At 72.5% G+C, this 18209-nt stretch carries 14 protein-coding genes; 1 reads left to right on the top strand and 13 read right to left on the bottom strand.

Annotation, left to right across the window (positions count from 1 at the left end; genetic code table 11):
* Window positions 1–102: 102 nt before the first annotated feature.
* Window positions 103–507, bottom strand: coding sequence for a globin (locus AB0D93_RS12885; RefSeq protein ID WP_362117649.1), 405 nt, complete (start codon window positions 505–507; stop codon window positions 103–105).
* Between the two features lie 164 nt (window positions 508–671).
* Between AB0D93_RS12885 and AB0D93_RS12880 the strand changes: the two genes are divergently transcribed.
* Window positions 672–1649, top strand: coding sequence for a methyltransferase domain-containing protein (locus AB0D93_RS12880; RefSeq protein WP_362117646.1), 978 nt, complete (start codon window positions 672–674; stop codon window positions 1647–1649).
* 6 nt (window positions 1650–1655) lie between these two features.
* On the opposite strand, the gene AB0D93_RS12875 is transcribed toward AB0D93_RS12880, so the two are convergent.
* The 12 genes from AB0D93_RS12875 to AB0D93_RS12820 all read right to left on the bottom strand — a co-directional run bounded on the left by AB0D93_RS12875 (window position 1656) and on the right by AB0D93_RS12820 (window position 18198).
* The gene (locus tag AB0D93_RS12875) at window positions 1656–3092 is read right to left on the bottom strand and encodes an FHA domain-containing protein (protein ID WP_362117643.1); all 1437 of its coding nucleotides are present in this window, start codon (window positions 3090–3092) and stop codon (window positions 1656–1658) included.
* 33 nt (window positions 3093–3125) lie between these two features.
* Window positions 3126–4466: a VWA domain-containing protein gene (locus AB0D93_RS12870; protein WP_362117640.1), complete on the bottom strand. Its 1341-nt coding sequence runs from the start codon at window positions 4464–4466 to the stop codon at window positions 3126–3128.
* 80 nt (window positions 4467–4546) lie between these two features.
* A complete protein-coding gene (locus tag AB0D93_RS12865; RefSeq protein WP_362117637.1) occupies window positions 4547–5908 on the bottom strand; it encodes a PP2C family serine/threonine-protein phosphatase in 1362 nt (453 codons plus the stop codon).
* Window positions 5909–5911: 3 nt separating this feature from the next.
* Window positions 5912–8623, bottom strand: coding sequence for a tetratricopeptide repeat protein (locus AB0D93_RS12860; RefSeq protein ID WP_362117634.1), 2712 nt, complete (start codon window positions 8621–8623; stop codon window positions 5912–5914).
* Window positions 8620–9894, bottom strand: a complete 1275-nt coding sequence (locus tag AB0D93_RS12855; protein ID WP_362117631.1) for a hypothetical protein — start codon at window positions 9892–9894, stop codon at window positions 8620–8622. The genes AB0D93_RS12860 and AB0D93_RS12855 overlap by 4 nt, the downstream gene beginning before the upstream one ends.
* A gap of 43 nt (window positions 9895–9937) precedes the next feature.
* A complete protein-coding gene (locus tag AB0D93_RS12850) occupies window positions 9938–10972 on the bottom strand; it encodes a glutamate ABC transporter substrate-binding protein (protein ID WP_362118203.1) in 1035 nt (344 codons plus the stop codon).
* A 14-nt stretch (window positions 10973–10986) separates the two neighbouring features.
* Window positions 10987–12348 carry a hypothetical protein gene (locus tag AB0D93_RS12845; RefSeq protein WP_362118200.1) on the bottom strand — a complete coding sequence of 454 codons (1362 nt, stop codon included), beginning with the start codon at window positions 12346–12348 and terminating at the stop codon, window positions 10987–10989.
* A gap of 416 nt (window positions 12349–12764) precedes the next feature.
* Complete coding sequence (locus AB0D93_RS12840; protein ID WP_362117628.1) at window positions 12765–13751, bottom strand: BadF/BadG/BcrA/BcrD ATPase family protein; 987 nt, start codon at window positions 13749–13751, stop codon at window positions 12765–12767.
* Entirely contained in the window at window positions 13742–15007 is a 1266-nt protein-coding gene (locus AB0D93_RS12835; protein ID WP_362117625.1) for a 6-phospho-beta-glucosidase, read from the bottom strand. The genes AB0D93_RS12840 and AB0D93_RS12835 overlap by 10 nt, the downstream gene beginning before the upstream one ends.
* Window positions 15008–15014: 7 nt before the next feature.
* The gene (locus tag AB0D93_RS12830; protein WP_362117622.1) at window positions 15015–15908 is read right to left on the bottom strand and encodes a carbohydrate ABC transporter permease; all 894 of its coding nucleotides are present in this window, start codon (window positions 15906–15908) and stop codon (window positions 15015–15017) included.
* 2 nt (window positions 15909–15910) lie between these two features.
* Complete coding sequence (locus AB0D93_RS12825) at window positions 15911–16852, bottom strand: sugar ABC transporter permease (protein ID WP_362117618.1); 942 nt, start codon at window positions 16850–16852, stop codon at window positions 15911–15913.
* 2 nt (window positions 16853–16854) lie between these two features.
* Window positions 16855–18198 carry an ABC transporter substrate-binding protein gene (locus tag AB0D93_RS12820; protein WP_362117615.1) on the bottom strand — a complete coding sequence of 448 codons (1344 nt, stop codon included), beginning with the start codon at window positions 18196–18198 and terminating at the stop codon, window positions 16855–16857.
* Window positions 18199–18209 lie beyond the last annotated feature (11 nt).

Raw genomic sequence — 18209 nt, 5'->3', positions numbered from 1 at the left:
CGGACCGGCCGGGGGTAAGCGGTTGTCGAGCGGTCTATACCGGATCGTGACCGGAATCCGGCCGGGCGCGCCCGGAATCCGGCGTTCAGTGACGGCTGTTCGTCAGTCCGGGGTGTTGATCATCGAGGCGGCCGCGTACGTCAGGTAGTTCCACAGCGTCGTCTCGTGTTCCTCGGACAGCCCGAGTTCGTCCACGGCCACCCGCATGTGCCGCAGCCAGGCGTCGTGCGCCGCCCGGTCCACGGTGAACGGGGCGTGCCGCATCCGCAGCCGGGGGTGGCCGCGGTTCTCGCTGTAGGTGGTGGGGCCGCCCCAGTACTGCATCAGGAACAGGGCCAGCCGCTCCTCGGCCGGGCCCAGGTCCTCCTCCGGGTACATCGCCCGCAGGAACGGGTCCTCGGCGACTCCCTCGTAGAACCGGTGGACGAGGCGGCGGAAGGTCTCCTCCCCGCCGACCTGCTCGTAGAAGGTCTGCTCCTGAAGCGTGCCGCGGCGAATCTCGGTCACGTTGGGTTGCCTCACTTCTATACGCCGGTCCACCCCGAGGCTGTGCGGCCGGGGGTCCGGGGGTCGTCCCCGGGAATTGCAGTACGTGTCCATGGTCTCAGACCGGGTGACCCAGGACTCCAGGCTTAGGACCCCGCGGTCCGGGGCGCCCCTACTGTGGACGCATGGGTGCCTACGACGCCGAGACCGACCGCCTGGCCACCGCCGCGCGGGAGACGCTGGTGCGGGAGATCGACGCCGAGGGGGCCCTGGCCGGGGACCCGGTGTGGCGGGAGGCCTTCGCGACGGTGCCCCGGCACCTGTTCGTGCCGTACTACTACGTCGCCGGGCCGCGCGGCTACGAGCGCCGCTGGGGCGAGAGCCCCGACCGCGAGGCCCGCGAGCGCTGGGTGCGCGGCGCCTACGCGGACGCGCCGCTGGCCACCCGGCTGCGCGACGGCGAGCTGGTCTCCTCCAGCAGCCAGCCCTCCCTGATGGCACGGATGCTGGTCGCGCTGGACGTCGAGGACGGCAACCGGGTCCTGGAGGTGGGCGCCGGCACCGGCTACAACGCGGCCCTGCTCGCCCGGCGGCTCGGCGACGACGACCTCGTCACCACCATCGACCTGGAACCGGAGATCACCGAATCGGCACGCCGGCACCTGGAGGCGGCCGGATTCCACCCGGCCGTCGTCACCGGCGACGGCGCGCGCGGAGTGCCCGAACGCGCCCCGTTCGACCGGATCGTCGCCACCTGCGAACTGCCCACGGTCCCGCGCGCCTGGCTCGCCCAGTGCCGCCCCGGCGCCCGGATCCTGACCCCGCTGGCCACCGGGCTGCTCGCGCTCGCGGTCCGGGACACGGCACACGCCGAGGGCCGTTTCCTGTCCACGGCCGCCTACTTCGTACCGCTGCGCGGCGAGCGCAGGCCGGGGCCCGAGGGCGTGTCGCTCGCCGGGCTGCCGGGCCGCGCCCGCGAGCAGGAGTCGTTCCGCTTCCTGCTCGCGCTGACCCGGGGCACCCTCGATCCGCGGGAGGCCTACGCCCTGTGGGAGCGCGAGGGCATGCCGGAGCGGGAACGGTACGGCGTCACGGTCGGCGGTGAGCACGCCTGGGCGTGGCTGGACGAGCCGGAGGGGCCGTACGCCTGGCCCCTCCCGTGAGCGCCGTCAGGACCGGCGGACGGTGATCGTCGTCCAGGCACCCACGTGCACCCGGTCGCCGTCCTGCAGCGGCACCGGCACGAACGGCTGGATCGGTTCCTCGGACATGTTGACCGTGGTGCCGTTGGTCGAGTTCTGGTCCACGACCGCCCAGCTGCCGTCGGGCTGCTGCACCAGCACCGCGTGCTGGTGCGAGACGCCCGGGTCCTCCGGCGGCACCGCCAGGTCGATGTCGGGGGTGTCGCCGGTGGAGTGCCGGCGGCGGCCGATGGTGATCTGGTTGCCGCTGAGCGTGCGCTGCTGCTCGGGCGAGTACGCGGGCAGGTTCAGACCCGCGGCCTCGGGACCGGAGCGCTGCATCATCGCCATGAAGTAGTCGCGGTCCGGGCCGATGGTCGCCGTCCAGGTGGCCCGCTGCTGCGGGAAGCCGGGGCCGCCGGGCGGGGCCTGGGTGGCGCCGGGCTGCGGATATCCGTACCCGCCGCCGGGGGTTCCGGAGGGGCCGGCGGACGACGGCGGGGAGATCACCCAGTCGTCGTCAGCGCCGCCGAAGGAGGGGCCGCCGGAGGGCGGACCGCCCGCGGGCGGGCGGCCGGTCTCGCCGGGGAACACGGGCGGCGCGGGCGGGCCGGGCTGCTGATACGCCTGCGGGGCACCGCCGGGACCGGACTGCGGGGCCGGCCCGGGCGGCGGCGGGACCGGACGCGAGGGGTCGCCGCCGAAGCCGCCGGGACCGGGCGCGCCGGGGTGGGCGCCGCCACCGGGGCCCGAGGGCTCACGACCGAAGGGCGGCGGGCCGGCGGGACCACCCTGCCCCTGGCCGGGCCCCTGCCCCGGTCCGCCGCCGAAGCCGGAGGGACCGCCGGGACCTTGGCCGGGGCCACCGCCGAAGCCGGAAGGACCACCGGAGCCCGGACCCGGACCCTGCCCGCCGCCGAAGCCGGACGGGCCGGGGGAGGTCGGCGGGCCGGACGGGCCGCGCTCACCGGCGAACGGCGTCGGGCCCGAGGGCTCGCTGCCGAAGGACGGGATCGGCTCGGCGGGCCGGTTCACCTGCGAGGGCCGCGAGCCCTGGTACTCGTACCCGTCGTTGCCGCCGTACGTCGCGCTCGGCGGCTGGAACCGCGGCTGCGGAGAACGCGGCGCGGCCGGGGTGTACGAGGTCGCCGTGTTGGTCAGGAAGTTCCACCGGCACTCCTCGCAGAAGGGCGCGCCGCCCTCGCGGGGCGTACGGCACTGCGGGCACAGCTCCGGTTCCGGGGCCGACGCGGCCGGCGGGCGTGCGCCGGGCCGGCCGCCCGGACCGCCGGGCGGCGGAAAGCCGTAGCCACCCGCGGGCGGGGGCGGCGGCGGGGGCGGAGGTACGGCACCGGCCATGCGGTGACCGCAGACCTCGCACCAGTCGTCGGAACCCGACTGGTGTCCGTTCGGGCAGGTCGGCATGTCGGTGCTTCCCCTTCTCCTACGCTTCCAGGGTCACTTCTTTACACGAACAGTCTTTGTGGACCGGGTCTCCAGAGTCATCTCATCCGCCTCCGTGACCTTCGTCTTCAAACGCACAGTACCTGTCGCGGCGTCGACCACGTCCACCACCTTCGCAAGCAGTTTCGCAGTATCGGCGTTCCCTGAGGCATTCGCGAGCTGAACAGCACGCCCCAGTTTGGCCGTTGCTCCATCGAAATCGCCCGCTTTGCGAAGATCCAGCCCTTGTTGGATGGCCTGGGCCAGTTCGGCCTGCCCGGTGTAGTGGGCGACTTGGGGGCTGATCGAGGTGGAGGCCACCATGTCGTCGGTCCACACCGCCCGTACGAGCCCCTGAGCGCCGAGGTTCTGTGCGGATCCGTCCGATTGCGGCACGACCAGGGAGACCCGCGCGGCGAGCATCTCCTGGCCGAGGCCGGCCGCCGGGACCTGAACGCACAGGTGGTAGTCGCGGGACTCGTCACCCCAGGAACCGGTCGGATAGTCCCCTGCGCGCGGTCCGGCCTCGGTCCGGCGGGTGGTCAAGTCCTCGACGGTGGGTGCCACTTGCTTGACGTAGCGGATGGTCGTGCCGACCGGCGTCCACACCCGCAGTGCGACGTCGGCGACCTCCTTGCCCATCGCCGTCTCCATCATCCGCGTGAAGTCGGCGGCGAGCCCGGACGGATCGGCGACGATGTCGGCGGTGCCGAGCAGCGCGGAGGCGATCCCTGTGACTTCTTTCACTTCCCAGTCGGTGCCCACGCCCCGCGCGTCACAGGTGAACCGTCCGGCACACGCCTCGAGCGTCGCCCGCAGGTCCTCCGGCGACTCGTGCTCGTTGCGGCCGTCGGTGAGCAGGATGCCGTGCCGGATGGCGACGTCCGCCGAGTCCAGCAGCCGGTCGGCGAGCCGCAGCCAGGTGCCGATGGCCGTGCCGCCGCCCGGGCTGAGCCGGCGTAGCGCCTGCTTGGCCTGTTCGCGGGTGGTGGTGTCGGCGAGCGCGAGCCGCCCACCGCCCGGATAGACCTCCTTGGCCACGTGCGTGCCGCCGACCACCGCGAAGTGCGTGCCGTCGCGCACGGCGTCGATCGCGGCGGCCGTGGCGTCCCGGGCGCCCCGCATCTTGTCCGGCGGGTAGTCCATGGAGCCGGAGCAGTCGACCATGATCGCCACCGCCGCGGACGGTCCCCGGCCCTGTGCGTACACCGGAGCCGCGGCACCGCCGGTGGTGCCGCCGCCGGTCGCCGTCACGGTGACGATGGCGTTCACCTCGCGCCCGCCCTCCGGCAGGTACTCGTTCTGGTAGACGTCCATCGAGAACTGCGGCACATACGACTTCGCGAAATTGGCCATGCGTACTCAAATCCCCCTTCACCGCCGTGCCGAAGCAGGGCGATGGCTGTGAACGGGCCGGTCCCCTCCGGCCCGAGGCCTCAGGCCGATCCTGCCCCCTGCGACGGCACCGGGAACGGCACGACGGCCACTGTTACGTTGTCGTGGCCCCCGCCGTCCAGGGCGTGGCCGACCAGGACCCGGGCGGTGTGCAGCGGACGCTCGGCCGCGTCCCCCGGCACGATCTCGGACATCTCCTCGGCCGTCTCGGCGTAGTTCCACAGGCCGTCGGTGCACACGACCACGACACCGGACCGGTCCGGCTTGAACGACGCGGTGTGCGGGTCCAGTTCGTAGGCGTCCGCGCCGAGCCAGCCGGTGATCGCGTGGGCACGCTCGTCGGCGTACGCCTCGGCCTCGCTCATCAGGCCGGCGGCGACCATCTGGGCGGCCCAGGAGTCGTCCTCGGTCAGCCGGGCCGCGGGCGCGCCGCGGTCGTCCGGCACCCAGTAGACGCGGCTGTCGCCGACCCAGCCGACGACCAGCAGCCCGGAGGTGACCACCGCGCCGACGATCGTGCAGGCCGGGGCGTTCTGGTGCGGGGCGTGCTCGCGGGCCGCGGCGGGCTCCTCGGCGAGCGCGTTGACGGCCTGCGCGGCGGCGACGATCGCCTCGTGCATGGCCGTCTGCGGATGCGTGCCGCGCGGCAGGGCGGTCAGCAGCGCGTCACCGGCCGCCTGCGAGGCGGCGCTCGACGCCTCGTCGGGGCGGGTCGCGGAGGACACGCCGTCGCAGACGACGGCGAGGGTGGCCGGGGTGCCGTCGGGCAGCGTGGTGTGGCCGACGGAGAAGGCGTCCTCGTTGCGGTGGTGGCGCAGGCCCCGGTCGCTGACGGCGGCCACCGGGCCCGACTCCCGCTCCATGTGGTCGCGTTCGCGGGGCTGGGCGTGCCCGCAGTTCTCGCAGTAGCCGTCGCTGTCCACCCGGCCGGCCCGGCAGGCCACGCACAGCTGCGCGGGCTCCTCCGGCACGGTGACGGTCTCGGCCACCCGCGGGTCGGGCGCCTGCAACGGGTACTCCTCGGGCTCCGCGGGGCGGTCGAAGCGCACCCCGGAACCGGCCGCCGACTCGGTGCCCCGGCCGTCGGGCTCGCCGCCGTGCGGGGCCGGGCGCGGCTCGCCCCCGTGCAGCGGCGAGCCGCCGGAGTCCGTGCCGGGCAGGTCGGCCGGCAGATGCACGGCGGGCGGGGCGGAGGAACTCTCCGGCTCGGGGGCGGGCCAGGCGACGCCCTCCGGGCCCTGGCCGGGTGGGCCGGTCATGGTGAGCGTCGGATGGTCCTGCGGCGGCTCGGGTACGACAGAGAGGTCGTACCCGCACGCTCCGCAGTAGAGGTCGCCCGGCTCCACGGGCTCCGCGCAGCTCGGGCACTTCGGCAGTGCGGCCTGCTGGGGCATCTGCGACATCAACTACACCCACGTCCGGGGGCGGTAACGGTTGGCCCGTTCCACCAGTTCGATCCTCTCCTCGCCGCCGGGCGCCAGCCGGGCCAGCGTGCGGTAGGCGCGCTCCAGGCCGAAGCGGAGGCCCCGCTCGTCCAGACCGCTGCCCAGCAGCACCCGTCCGCCGCCCGCGGGCTGGTTGCCCTGACCTCCGGAGAGTATCCAGTCCAGCGCACAGCCGAGCACCTCCGCGGACAACTCCTCGCGCCGCGCCGGGTCCAGGCCGTACGCGTCCAGGGCCTCGACCTGCCCGGCGGCGGCCGTCAGGTCGTCCAGGAACGGTACGTCACCGGCGGTCGCGGTGCGCTGTCTGAGCCGCGCCCGGACGGCGGCGACCCGGGCGGCCGTGTAGTGGATGGAGGACTCCGGCACCGACTCCAGGGTCCGCACGGACCCGTGCCGGTTCCCGGCCGCGAGCTGCACCCGGGCGAGCCCGAAGGCGGCGCTCACGAAGCTGGGGTCGGTCGCCCACACCAGGTGGTAGTACTCGGCCGCGTTGTCCAACTGGCCCAGCACCTCCGCGCACAGACCGAGCGCCAGCTTCGGCGCGGCCTCGCCGGGGAAGGCGTCGTAGATCGCGTCGAAGGCGAGCGCGGCGTTCTCGAAGTCGCCGGTGACCAGGGCGGCCACGCCCCGGTACCACACCACCCGCCAGTCGTCGGGCCGCTCCTCGTCGAGCTTGGCGAGGCTCATCAGCGCCGACTGGTGGTCGCCGCTCTCCAGCCGGGCGCGGATCTGCCGCAGCCGGGTCTCCACCGTCCGGGTGGGCGCCGCGTCGAGCGCGCTGATCAGTTCGGCCGGGGCGGAGGCCAGCAGGCCGGCCAGGAAACCGGCGTCGGGGTCGTTCGGATCGACGAGCGGCACCGGCAGGGCGAGCGCGGTGGCCGGGGTGTCGACGGGCTTGACGAGGGCGGACGACGCGGGCGCGTACGGGCCGGCCGCGGCACCGACGGCGCCCTGAGCGGGCACACCGGCTTCGTCTCCGGCGGCCCCCGCCCTCGCGCCCATCACCGCGCCAGGTCCCGCGGCCCCCGCTGCGAGCACGCCGGCCGCCGTCCCGGTCACGGGTACGCCGGCGGCGGGTCCGTGCGCCCCTGACGCAGGCGCAGCGGGTGCCGGCCCCGCACCCTGCGCGGGCACACCAGCTGCGGGTCCGGCGAGCGGTCCCGGTGCCGCGGTGCCTTTCCCCTTGCGGCGCAGTACCGTCCGGGCGCCCAGCCGGGACACGTCCGCGTCCAGCCGGGGGAACAACTCCCGGTCGGCGACCTTCACTTCGGGGCCGAACAGCGTCGACAGGGCGGGCCGCGGCTGCCCCGTCTGCAGCGAGACGACCTCCCTGAGCACACCGGTCAGCTGCTCGGCCATCTCCTGCGCGGAGGCGAACCGACGGGCCGGATCGGGGTCGGTGGCGCGCACGAGCAGCCGGTAGAAGGACTCGTAGCGGCGGAAGACGTCGATGGTGTCGGGGTCGGGCAGGGAGTCCACGTAGACGTTCGTGTAGCCCTGGAAGTCGAACGTGAGCACCGCGAGCGTGCGGCCCACCGTGTACAGGTCGCTCGCCACCGACGGCCCGGCCTCGGCGACCTCGGGCGCCTGGTAGCCGACCGTGCCGTAGATCGCCGACTCGTCGTCGTCCATGCGGCGCACGGCGCCCATGTCGATCAGCTTGAGCTGGTCCTCGGTCTGGATGGCGTTGTCGACCTTGAAGTCGCAGTACAGGAGGTTGCGGCTGTGCAGGTGGCCGAGGGCCTCCAGGGCCTCGATGCCGTACGCGCACGCCTGCTCCACCGGCAGCGGATCGCGCCGGCCCTCCTGCGTACGCCGGGCGTTGGCGATCTCCTTGAGCGACTTGCCGCCGACGTACTCCATGACGATGTAGCCGTCGAGGGAGCCGGTGCGCTGGTCGAGGTGCTCGACGAAGTTGTAGATCCGCACGATGTTGGCGTGCTCGATCTCCGCGAGGAAGCGCCGCTCGGAGATCGCGGCGGCCATCGCGTCCTGGTCGCCGGTGTCCAGCAGGCCCTTGAGCACGACCCAGCGGTCGGACACGGCCCGGTCCACGGCGAGGTAGATCCAGCCGAGCCCGCCGTGCGCGAGGCATCCCGCGACCTCGTACTGGCCGTGCACCACGTCCCCGGCCTTCAGTTTGGGCACGAAGGAGTACGGGTGCCCGCACTTGGTGCAGAAACCTTCCGTGCGGCCGGGACGGTCACCTCGCGCCCGCCCGACCGGCGCCCCGCAGTCCGAGCGGGAGCAGAACCGCTTCCGCTCCGGCACCTCCGGGTTCTGCAGCACCATCGCGCGCGGGTCGGGCCGCGGCACCTGAGGCACGTGCACCAGACCGGCGCCGAGCCGGCCGCGCGTGGAGGTGCCGGAGGAGGAGCCGGAGCTGCGCACCGACACCGAACGCCCGCTGGAGCGGCCCGACAGCGACCGCGAGAGCCGTCCGGACACCGAACGGCGCGACTTCGACGACTGCGAGGACGTCCGCGAGCTGCTGCGCGAACTGCCGCTGTCCGCCGCGCCCCTGGTCACCCCGGTCGCCGGCGAACCGACCAGCCCGTTCGCCGACACCACCGGGGCGAGGCCGCAGGTGTCGCAGTACAGCTCGCCGCCGCCGACGTCCTCGTACGACCCCTCGCAGCCCGGTCGCTGGCAGCTCTGCCCCGGCTGGCTCATGACTGGTCCCCCTTACGGTCCTGCGGCGCGCCCGCGCCCCCGAGCAGCTCGCTCGCCAGCTGCTGGTAGCGCAGCACGGCCTGTTCCGCGACCCGCAGGTCGCAGGGCGCGCTCCACAGCATCCGCCGGGCCGCGTCGTACCGCTCGACCAGGAACGGGTCCTCCGCGAGCCCGTGCCGGGCGACCTTCGCCCGGTACGCGTCGAGCCGGCCGCGCAGCTCGGCGCGGACCGCGAGCGGCGCGGTGACCGCGGTCAACGACTCGCGGGCGCGCAGCAGTTCGTCCTCCGCCTTGCGCTCCAGGGACTCGAGGAGCGGGGAGAGCCGGTGCCACTGGGCCTGCCTGCGGTACTCGGCCGCCGCCGCCAGCTGCTCGTGGAGCACGGTCGGCGGGCCGCTGACCACGGGCACCTCGGTGGCCGCGATCTTCGCCAGCACCTCGCCGCGCGCGGTGCGGGCCTCGGCGAGGGTGCGGTCGGCGCGGGAGAGGACGTCCCGCAGCCGGATCAGCCGCGCCTCGGCGTCCTGCCGGACCGTCAGCACGGCGTCGATCTCCCGGCGCACGTCCTCCAGGGCGCGCGCCTCACGGTCGTACACCGTGGTGTCCGGGCGGCCGCCGCCGGGCGCCGAACTGCCCTCGGCCGGCACCCAGAAGGCCAGCGGGTCGCGGACGACGTCCTCGCGCAGCTTGGTCAGCGTGCGCGTGATCCGCTCCAGGTCGTCTCCGGAGGGATGCTCGCCGGGGCGCACGCCGACGGAGTGCGCGAGCTTGCGGGTGCGCTGGAGTTCCGCGGCGAGTAAATCGATCCGCGCGGGCAGCGCCGACCACACCGCGTCGGCGGCGACGACCAGGTCCAGGCTCGTCGCGTACAGCTCGTTCATCCGGTCGACCAGCGTGGTCAGCGAGAAGGACTCGCTGAGCGTGCCGCCGCCGGCCACGGTGACGGACTCGCCGCGCAGTAGGTCCGTCAGCTCCACCAGGTCCTCACGGCTGGACCAGCGGCGCCGGGCACGGATCTCGCGGGCGGAGCGCAGCGCGGCGGCGTAGGCGTCGAAGTACGCCCACAGCCGGGTGATCCGGTCCTCGGTGGCCTGCCAGCGCTCCCGGGTCACCCCGGTCAGCTCGGCGCCCTCCAGGAGTCTGCGGCCCGCGTGGTCCTGCAACGCCAGCAGCGAGGTCTCGATCGCCTCGTGCTCCTGGCCGAGCCGCGCCAGCGCACGGTCCACCTCGTCCCGGTCCATCACCGGCCCGGCGGGGTCCGTGACGCCCATCGATCACCTCTCGCTGCTGTCAAGTGTTCCGGTCGGATGTGGCTCAGCTCGTGCGCAGGTACTGCGGCGCGGGCGGCTTGGACGCCGACGCGTCCTTCCCCAGTGTCGCCGACAGCCACTTGTCGTACGACTCCTGCCAGCCGCCGCCGCGGTAGTCCACCAGAATGCGATTGACCCGGCGTACCAGATCGGAGGCGTCCTTCTTCATCGCCACGCCGTAGTACTCGGTCGTGAACGCCCCGCCCTTGAGCTCGACGGTCGGGTCCTGCGCGGCCTGGCTGGCTGCCAGGGCGCCGTCGGTCACCACCGCGTCCACCTCGCCGAGTTGCAGCCTGACCAGGCAGTCCAGCTGGTTCGGGACGGTCGTGGAGATGTCCGTGGAGGAGGGCAGGGTGCCGTCCTTCCGGTCGGCGTCCAGCTTGGTGTACGCCGTCGAACCGGCTGCGGTGCAGACCTTCTTGTGCGCCAGGGTGGCGTTGTAGCCCGTGACGGACGAGGACTTGGGGGCGAGGACCTGCTGGCCGGTCTTGAAGTAGGGCGCGGAGAACGCCACCTGGGAGAGCCGGTCACAGGTGATCGTCATGGTCCGCACCACCATGTCGACCCGCCCGTCCTGGATCGCGGAGATCCGCTGGCTGGTCGGGATCGCCTTGAACTGCACCGCGTCCGGGTCGCCGAGGATGTCCTGCGCTATCCGGTGCACCAGGTCGATGTCGAAGCCCTCCAGCTCCGCGCCCTGGGTGTTCGGGTTGCGGTAGCCCCAGTGGTAGCTGTTCTGGTCCACGCCGACGACCAGCTTGCGCTTGGCGCCCGTACGCGCCTTGATCGCGTCGATCGTCGGCCCGTCGGCGCCGGACGGCGACAGCGTCTGCTTCTGCGCCTCGGAGTCCTTGCAGTCGTCGGCGCGGGCCTGCACACCGTTGGCGACGGCCTGACCGCCCCGGTCCGGACGGTGGTCCGGTGCCCGCTGGGTGCACGGCAGCAGCAGGACGAACGCCAGTGCCAGCGCGCACAGCACCGCCATCGCGCCGACCCCGCCCCAGCCCCGCAGGGAGGCTCGTACACGCGCCGCGTACATCGTCATGCCTCCTGTCACCGGTACTCCGAAAGTCTGCGCCCGATGCCGAACACGGCACCGGCCGCCCCGAGCACCGCGAGCACGGCCGCGCCCACCGGCAGCCCGGTCATGGCGTCCCGCCCGTCACCGGCGGCCCGCTGGAACTCGGTCTGCTCGTGGTCGATGGCCCGGGCGAGATTGCGGTCGACACTGTCGAAGCACTCGCCGGTGGCGCCCTTGGCACCGATGACCTTGTCCAGCGCCTGCTGGTAGTTGCCGTTCTCGTCCTCGGCGCGGGCCGCGGCGTGGCGCTGCTTCCACACCGCCATGTTGCTCTCGGCCGCCTTCACCGGTGTGGTGCCGCCCTGGTCGGCGGCGAGCTTCGACGCCCGGGCCAGGCCCGTGCCGAGGTGGGCCATGTCCTTGTCGAAGTCGTAGTAGTAGGCGTCGTACGGCTTGCCGTCGACCGTGATGGTCTCGGCGCCGCGCGCCACCAGGCTCAGGTTCTCGTTGCCGCGCGCCTTCAGGGAGGCGATCCGGGCGTCGTCGAGGACGGTCAGCGAGCGGATGCCGTGGTCGTAGGAGCCGTTCAGCTCCGTGCGGGCCACCGCGTGCCCGACGACGAGCCACAGCAGGGCGACCGTGGTGGCGGCGGAGGCGGCGACCAGGCCGTGGTTGAGGACGCGGTTGGTGCGCCGGTAGGTGCGGTGCTGGGCCCAGCCGAGGCCGGCCAGCGCGAGCACACCGAGCGCGATGGCGATCCACGGATACGGCGTGGCGTGGCCGTAGTCCGCGTCGAGCCGCTGGTTCTCCTTGGTGTAGAGATCCTCCGCCGCCGGGAGCATCTCCTTCTGCATCTTCTCGTTGGCGTACCGCAGGTACGCGCCGCCGACCGGATAGCCCTGCCGGTTGTAGGTCCGCGCCCGCTCGATGAGCCCCTTGTACTCGGGCAGCAGCTTGTTCAGCCTGGTGATCGTCGCCTCGGAGGCCGAGCCCGGCTCGGCGTTCGCCGCGGCCGTCACCAGGCCGGCGGCGGCCGTACTGATGTCCTTCTCGTACCGGTCCCGGGAGGCGGCCGTCTCCTGCCCGCCGGCCAGGAAGCCGCTGGACGCCGCCGTGTTGGCGTCGGCCAGCGAGCGGTAGATGCCGGCCGCGCCCGAACTGAGCGGCTGACTGCGGTGCAGCACGTCGTCGGCGGCGGCCGCCCGCTCACCGGCCTGCCAGGCGGTGACCGCGCCGAACGCCACGACCAGCAACGCCAGTACGGCCCCGATGATCCGCAGCCGCCCCGGCTCGGTGGTCGCCGCGGCACGCAACCGCTCGACGCCCTCGGCGAACGCGGTCCGGCGGGTCGCCGAGGCGGGCCCGGGCGCCGGCCGGCCGGACTGAGGGGGGATGCCGGGGGCGGCGGGCACACCGGGGCCCGCCACGGGTGGTGCTGCGCTCTTCGGCGGGTGTGTCACTCGACCTCCCCCATGGTCATCCGTTCGCCGCCAAGTATCACCGCCGGCACCGACATCCGCACCGGCCTTCACTGGATCTTGATCGGATCGCAGTGTGCCCGACGGCGCGCTGCGCCCGGCGCACCACCCCCTGCAGATGAACACGCGGGTCAGGGCGGATCGGTTCCCCCGGGGGCGGGGAGGGGGCGGGCTTCGGGAACGGACGGGGCTTCAGGACGGAGCAGAGGCCGGGTGGCGGGCGCGGTCCGGGCGGGGCCGGTCCGGGCGTGGCCGGTCCCGGAGGGCGCGGGCGGTGGACGCGGAGCTGGAAGAGGCCCCGCCGTCCTTGTCGGCCGGACGAGCCGCGGTCCTCAGGACTGGTCCCAGTACCCCCGCGCCCGCTCCCGTGCCTCTGGGGCCGCCCCCAGCCGGTCCAGGCCCAGCAGGGCCGCGCCGAGGACCGGGCTCGCCGTGACCACGCGGACGTCGGCCTTGGGGGCGCGGGCGGCCAGCCGGTCGCGGATGCCGTCGTCCAGCAGGGCGTGACCGGCCGTCAGGACGCTGCCGCCGAGCAGCACCGGCGTCTCCTCGTCGAGCAGGTCCAGGCGGGTCAGCGCCACCGCGGCCATCGCCGTCACCTCCTCCGCGAGCCGGGCGACGATCGAGCGGGCCGTCGGGTCGCCCTCGGCGGCCGTCGCGAAGAGCACCGGCGTCAGCTCGTGCCGGCGGTCGTGGTCGATCTGCTCCAGGTGCAGGGCCTCGATGAGCGCGTACATGGACGGCAGGCCGAAGTGGGCCGGGAGAGAGCGGGCCAGGGCCGTCGTCCCGCCCCGGCCGTCCTCCGCGCGGGCCGCGTACCACAGCGCCTCCTCCGCCAGCCCCCAACCGCCGCCCCAGTCACCGGAGATACGGCCGATGGCCGGGAAGCGCGCGGTACGGCCGTCGGGGCGCATGCCGACGCAGTTGATGCCCGCCCCGCACACCACGGCCACCCCGCGCGGCTCGGCGACGCCGGCCCGCAGGATCGCGAAGGTGTCGTTGCGGACCTCCACCGACCCGCCCCAGCCGCGCGCCTGGAGCGCCGTCCCCAGCTGCTCCTCCTCGACGGGGAGATCGGCGTTGGCCAGGCAGGCCGAGACATGGGAGACGGAGGCGACGCCGGCGTCCGCGAAGGCGCGCGCGACCGGTTTGGCCAGCGCGTCCAGCGCCGCCGTCACCCCCACCACTGGTGGACGGAACCCGCCGCCGCGGGCCGTGGCCAGCACCTCCCCGGCGGCGGTGACCACGGCCACGTCGGTCTTGCTGTTGCCCGCGTCAATCGCAAGGACGCTGCCGGAATCAGGTGCGGTCAGGCCCACGCGAGGTGCTCCCGGTTGTGTGCGATCAGCTGGTCGGTGAGGGCTTCGGCGTACGCGTACTGGCCGATCAGCGGATGGGCGAGCAGGGCGCGGAAGACGCGGTCCCGGCCGCCGTGCAGCGCCGCCTCCAGGGCCAGGTCCTCGTACGCCGTCACGTTCGCGATCAGACCGGAGAACAGGGGGTCCGGCTCCGGTACCGGCAGCGGGGCGGCGCCGGTCGGGCCGACCGCCGCCTGGACCTCGATCACCGCGTCGTCGGGCAGGAACGGCAGCGTGCCCCGGTTGAACGCGTTCACCACCTGGTACGGGCTGCCTCCCCCGCCCAGCAGGGCCGCCGCGAGGTCCACGGCCGCCTCCGAGTAGTACGCCCCGCCCCGCCTGGCCAGCAGCGCCGGCTTCTCGGCCAGGGCCGGGTCGCCGTACATCGTCAGCAACTCCCGTTCCATGGCGGCGACTTCCGCGGCCCGGGACGGTTTGCCGCGCAGGTCCCGTACGACCTCGTCGTGGGCGTAGTAGTAGCGCAGGTAGTAGGAGGGGACCACACCCAGGCGGTCCAGGAGGGGACGGGGCAGGCGGAGGTCTGCGGCGATCGCCTCGCCGTGTTCGGCCAGCAGCTTGGGCAGGACGTTCTCGCCCTCCGGGCCGCCCAGCCGCACGGCCGTCTCCCAGGTGAGGTGGTTGAGGCCCACGTGCGCGAGGTGGACGTCCGCCGGACTCACCCCGAGCAGGCCGGCGAACTTCCGCTGGAAGCCGATCGCCACGTTGCACAGCCCGACCGCGCGGTGCCCGGCCCGGAGCAGGGCGCGGGTGACGATGCCCACCGGGTTGGTGAAGTCGATGATCCAGGCGCGCGGGTTGGCACGGCGGACCCGTTCGGCGATGTCGAGGACGACCGGGACCGTGCGCAGGGCCTTCGCCAGCCCGCCCGCGCCCGTGGTCTCCTGGCCGACGCAGCCGCACTCCAGCGGCCAGGTCTCGTCCTGCTCACGGGCCGCCTGACCGCCCACGCGCAGCTGGAGCAGGACGGCGTCGGCGCCGTCGGCTCCCGCGTCCAGGTCGGCGGTGGTGACGATCCGGCCGGGGTGACCCTGCCTGGCGAAGATGCGGCGGGCCAGGCCGCCCACCAGCTCCAGGCGTTCGGCGGCCGGGTCCACGAGGACGAGCTCCTCGATGGGCAGGGTGTCCCTCAGGCGCGCGAAGCCGTCGATGAGTTCGGGGGTGTAGGTCGAGCCTCCGCCGACCACGGTGAGTTTCATGGATGGATCAACCCTTTACTCCGGTGAGGGTGACGCCTTCGACGAACGCCTTCTGGGCGAAGAAGAACACGAGGATCACGGGGGCCATGACCAGCACGGTCGCGGCCATCGTGAGGTTCCAGTCGGTGTGGTGGGCGCCCTTGAAGGACTCCAGGCCGTAGGACAGGGTCCAGGCGCCGGGGTTCTCGGACGCGTAGATCTGCGGCCCGAAGTAGTCGTTCCAGGCGTAGAAGAACTGGAAGAGGGCCACGGCGGCGATGCCGGGCTTCGCCATGGGCAGCACGACCCGCAGGAGGGTGCGCAGGTCACCGCAGCCGTCGACCTTCGCGGCGTCCAGGTACTCGTTCGGGATCGTCATGAGGAACTGGCGCAGCAGGAAGATGGAGAAGGCGTCGCCGAACGCCATCGGGACGATCAGCGGCCACAGCGTGCCGGACAGGTCCAGCTGCTTCGCCCAGAACAGGTACATCGGGATGATGACCACCTGCGGGGGCAGCATCATCATCGAGATCACCAGCATGAGGGACAGGTTGCGGCCCCGGAAGCGGAACTTGGCGAGCGCGTACGCCACCGGGACGGATGACACCACCGTCAGCACGGTGCCGAGGCCGGCGTAGACCAGCGTGTTCCTCCACCAGGTCAGGAACCCGGGCGTGTCGAAGACCTTCCTGTAGTTGCCCCACTCCCAGGTGTGCGGGATCAGATCGCGGCTGAGCGCCTGGGTGTCGCTCATCAGCGAGGTCAGGAACACGAACACGAACGGCAGTGTGAAGAACAGCGCGGCGGCGACACCGAGGGAGTGGACGCCGATCCATTCCAGCAGTGCCCTGCGCCGGGCGGTGCGCTCGGCGGGTGTGGCACCGGCGCTCAACTCCACGGGCTTGTCCAGTACTTGGGTCATGGTCAGTCACCTGCCTGGATGAGACCGCCCCGGCGCCGCATCAGGAACCCGGTGAACACCATGGACAGGGCGAACAGCACCAGCGCCACCACGCAGGCCGAGCCGTAGTCGAAGCGCTGGAAGCCGAGGTTGTAGACGAGCTGGGGGAGGGTGAGCGTGGACTTGTCCGGGTAGCCGGGCTCGAACTGGGTGCCCGCGCCCTGGATCACTCCGGAGGCGACCTTCCCGGCGATCAGCGGCTGGGTGTAGTACTGCATGGTCTGGATCACGCCGGTGACCACGGCGAACATCACGATCGGGGAGATGTTCGGCAGGGTGACGTACCGGAAGCGCTGCCAGGCCGACGCGCCGTCCAGCTCGGCCGCCTCGTACTGCTCGGTCGGCACGTCGAGCAGCGCGGCCATGAAGATGACCATCAGGTCGCCGACGCCCCACAGCGCCAGCAGGGTCAGGGCCGGCTTGGACCAGCTCGGGTCGTTGAACCAGCCCGGCGCCGGGATGCCGGTCTTCTCCAGGAGGGAGTTGACCGGGCCGGTACCAGGGTTGAGCAGGAAGGCGAAGGCCATGGTCGCGGCGACCGGCGGGGCGAGGTACGGCAGGTAGAAGAGGGTGCGGAAGACACCCGTGGCGGCCTTGATCTTGGTGATGAGCAGGCCGACGCCCAGGCCGAAGACGACCCTGAGGGTCACCATGACCAGGACGAGCCAGAGGGTGTTGCGCAGGGCCGGCCAGAACAGCGGGTAGTGCTCGAAGACATACGCCCAGTTCTTCCCCCCGCTCCACGTCGGCGGCCGGAAGCCGTCGTAGTGCATGAAGGAGAAGTAGACCGTCGAGATCAGCGGGTACGCGAAGAAGACCGCGAAACCGATCAGCCAGGGCGACATGAAGGCGGCGGTCCTCAGGGCCGCCCGCCGGCGCTTGGACGCAAGGGTGAGCGCGCTCATCGCTACTTCGCCTGCGCGATGTCCGTGTCGATCTGCGCCGCGGTCTTCCGCAGACCGGCCTTCAGATCGGTGACCTTGCCGCTTTCGTAGTCGTACCCGAACTGCTGGATCGTCACCAGGTACTGCCCGCCGTTGATGGAGGCGGGAGTCGTGGCGGAGTTCGGGTCGGCGGCGATGTCCAGGAACGTCTTGAAGCGCGGGTCGTACTTCAGCTTCGGGGACTTCAGCGCGGCCAGTGTGGACGGCACGTTGTGGATGTCGTTGGCGAAGCCGACCACCGCGTCCGTGTCCGTGGTGATGTACTTGACGAACTCCCAGGCCGCGTTCTGCTTGTGGCTGGCGGCGGCGATGCCCGCGATGGTACCGGTGATGTAGCCCTTGCCGTACTGGCTCACCTGGTCGTCGGGCACGGGCAGGGGGGCGACCCCGATCCCGAACTTCGGCTTGGCCTGCTCGGCCATCCCGAGCCGCCACTCGCCGTCGAGCTGCATGGCGACCTGACCGGTGTGGAAGGGGTGCTTGGGGCCCCACTCGTCACCGAGCGTCGCCCGGAACTTCTCCAGCTTCTGGAATCCGCCGAGTTCGTCCACGAGCCGCTTCTGGAGTTCGAAGCCCTTCTGGAACGCCGGGTCCTTGGCGACGTCCGACGTGCCGTCCTTGTCGAAGTACGTCGGGGAGAACTGGGCGAAGTAGTGCTCGGTGGTGGACTCCCAGCCGTGGTAGTCCGGCATGAACCCGAGCTGCTTGTAACCGTCGCCCTGGGGGGTGGTCAGCTTCTTGGCGTCGGCCTCGAACTCGGACCACGTCTTCGGCGGATTCGCGATCCCGGCCTTCTGGAACGCCGTCTTGTTGTAGTAGAGCCCGTACGCGTCACCGAGCAGCGGCACCGTACAGCGGTTGCCGTCGAACTGGGTGTACTCGTTCATGGTCTTCGGGAACGTCGTCGCCGGATCGACGCCCGACTTCTTGAAGAAGGGGTTGAGGTCGACCAGGGCGCCCGAGGAACAGAACTTGCCCACGTTGTTGGTCGTGAACGAGGAGATCACGTCCGGTGCCTTGTCGCCTCCCGACCGCAGCGCCTGGTTGATCTTGTCGTCGGTCATGTTGCCGACGATGTTCACGTGGATGTTGGGGTGCGCCTTCTCGAAGCCGGCGACCAGGGACTTGACGGCCTTGACCTCGTTCGGCGCGCTCCAGGCGTGCCAGAAGTTGATCGTCGTGTCCTTCGAGGCGTCGTCCGTGGCGCCGGAGCCGGACTGTCCGGTACAGGCGGTGACGAGGAGGGTCAGGGAGGCGGTAACGGCAAAAGCCGCTTTTCGGGCAACTGAGGGTACGACTTCGGGCATGGCGAGGTCTC

This window comes from Streptomyces sp. NPDC048191 (assembly GCF_040652655.1).
In the GTDB taxonomy this organism is placed as follows: Bacteria; Actinomycetota; Actinomycetes; order Streptomycetales; family Streptomycetaceae; genus Streptomyces.
This window is presented reverse-complemented; position numbering and strand designations above follow the sequence as displayed.

What these genes read in the sequence shown, in the direction of transcription:
- AB0D93_RS12820 (WP_362117615.1), bottom strand. Translation starts at nt 18,198, where the DNA reads ATGCCCGAAGTCGTACCCTCAGTTGCCCGAAAAGCGGCTTTTGCCGTT.
- AB0D93_RS12825 (WP_362117618.1), bottom strand. Translation starts at nt 16,852, where the DNA reads ATGAGCGCGCTCACCCTTGCGTCCAAGCGCCGGCGGGCGGCCCTGAGG.
- AB0D93_RS12875 (WP_362117643.1), bottom strand. Translation starts at nt 3,092, where the DNA reads ATGCCGACCTGCCCGAACGGACACCAGTCGGGTTCCGACGACTGGTGC.
- AB0D93_RS12860 (WP_362117634.1), bottom strand. Translation starts at nt 8,623, where the DNA reads ATGAGCCAGCCGGGGCAGAGCTGCCAGCGACCGGGCTGCGAGGGGTCG.
- AB0D93_RS12855 (WP_362117631.1), bottom strand. Translation starts at nt 9,894, where the DNA reads ATGGGCGTCACGGACCCCGCCGGGCCGGTGATGGACCGGGACGAGGTG.
- AB0D93_RS12870 (WP_362117640.1), bottom strand. Translation starts at nt 4,466, where the DNA reads ATGGCCAATTTCGCGAAGTCGTATGTGCCGCAGTTCTCGATGGACGTC.
- AB0D93_RS12865 (WP_362117637.1), bottom strand. Translation starts at nt 5,908, where the DNA reads ATGTCGCAGATGCCCCAGCAGGCCGCACTGCCGAAGTGCCCGAGCTGC.
- AB0D93_RS12835 (WP_362117625.1), bottom strand. Translation starts at nt 15,007, where the DNA reads ATGAAACTCACCGTGGTCGGCGGAGGCTCGACCTACACCCCCGAACTC.
- AB0D93_RS12830 (WP_362117622.1), bottom strand. Translation starts at nt 15,908, where the DNA reads ATGACCCAAGTACTGGACAAGCCCGTGGAGTTGAGCGCCGGTGCCACA.
- AB0D93_RS12850 (WP_362118203.1), bottom strand. Translation starts at nt 10,972, where the DNA reads ATGTACGCGGCGCGTGTACGAGCCTCCCTGCGGGGCTGGGGCGGGGTC.
- AB0D93_RS12880 (WP_362117646.1), top strand. Translation starts at nt 672, where the DNA reads ATGGGTGCCTACGACGCCGAGACCGACCGCCTGGCCACCGCCGCGCGG.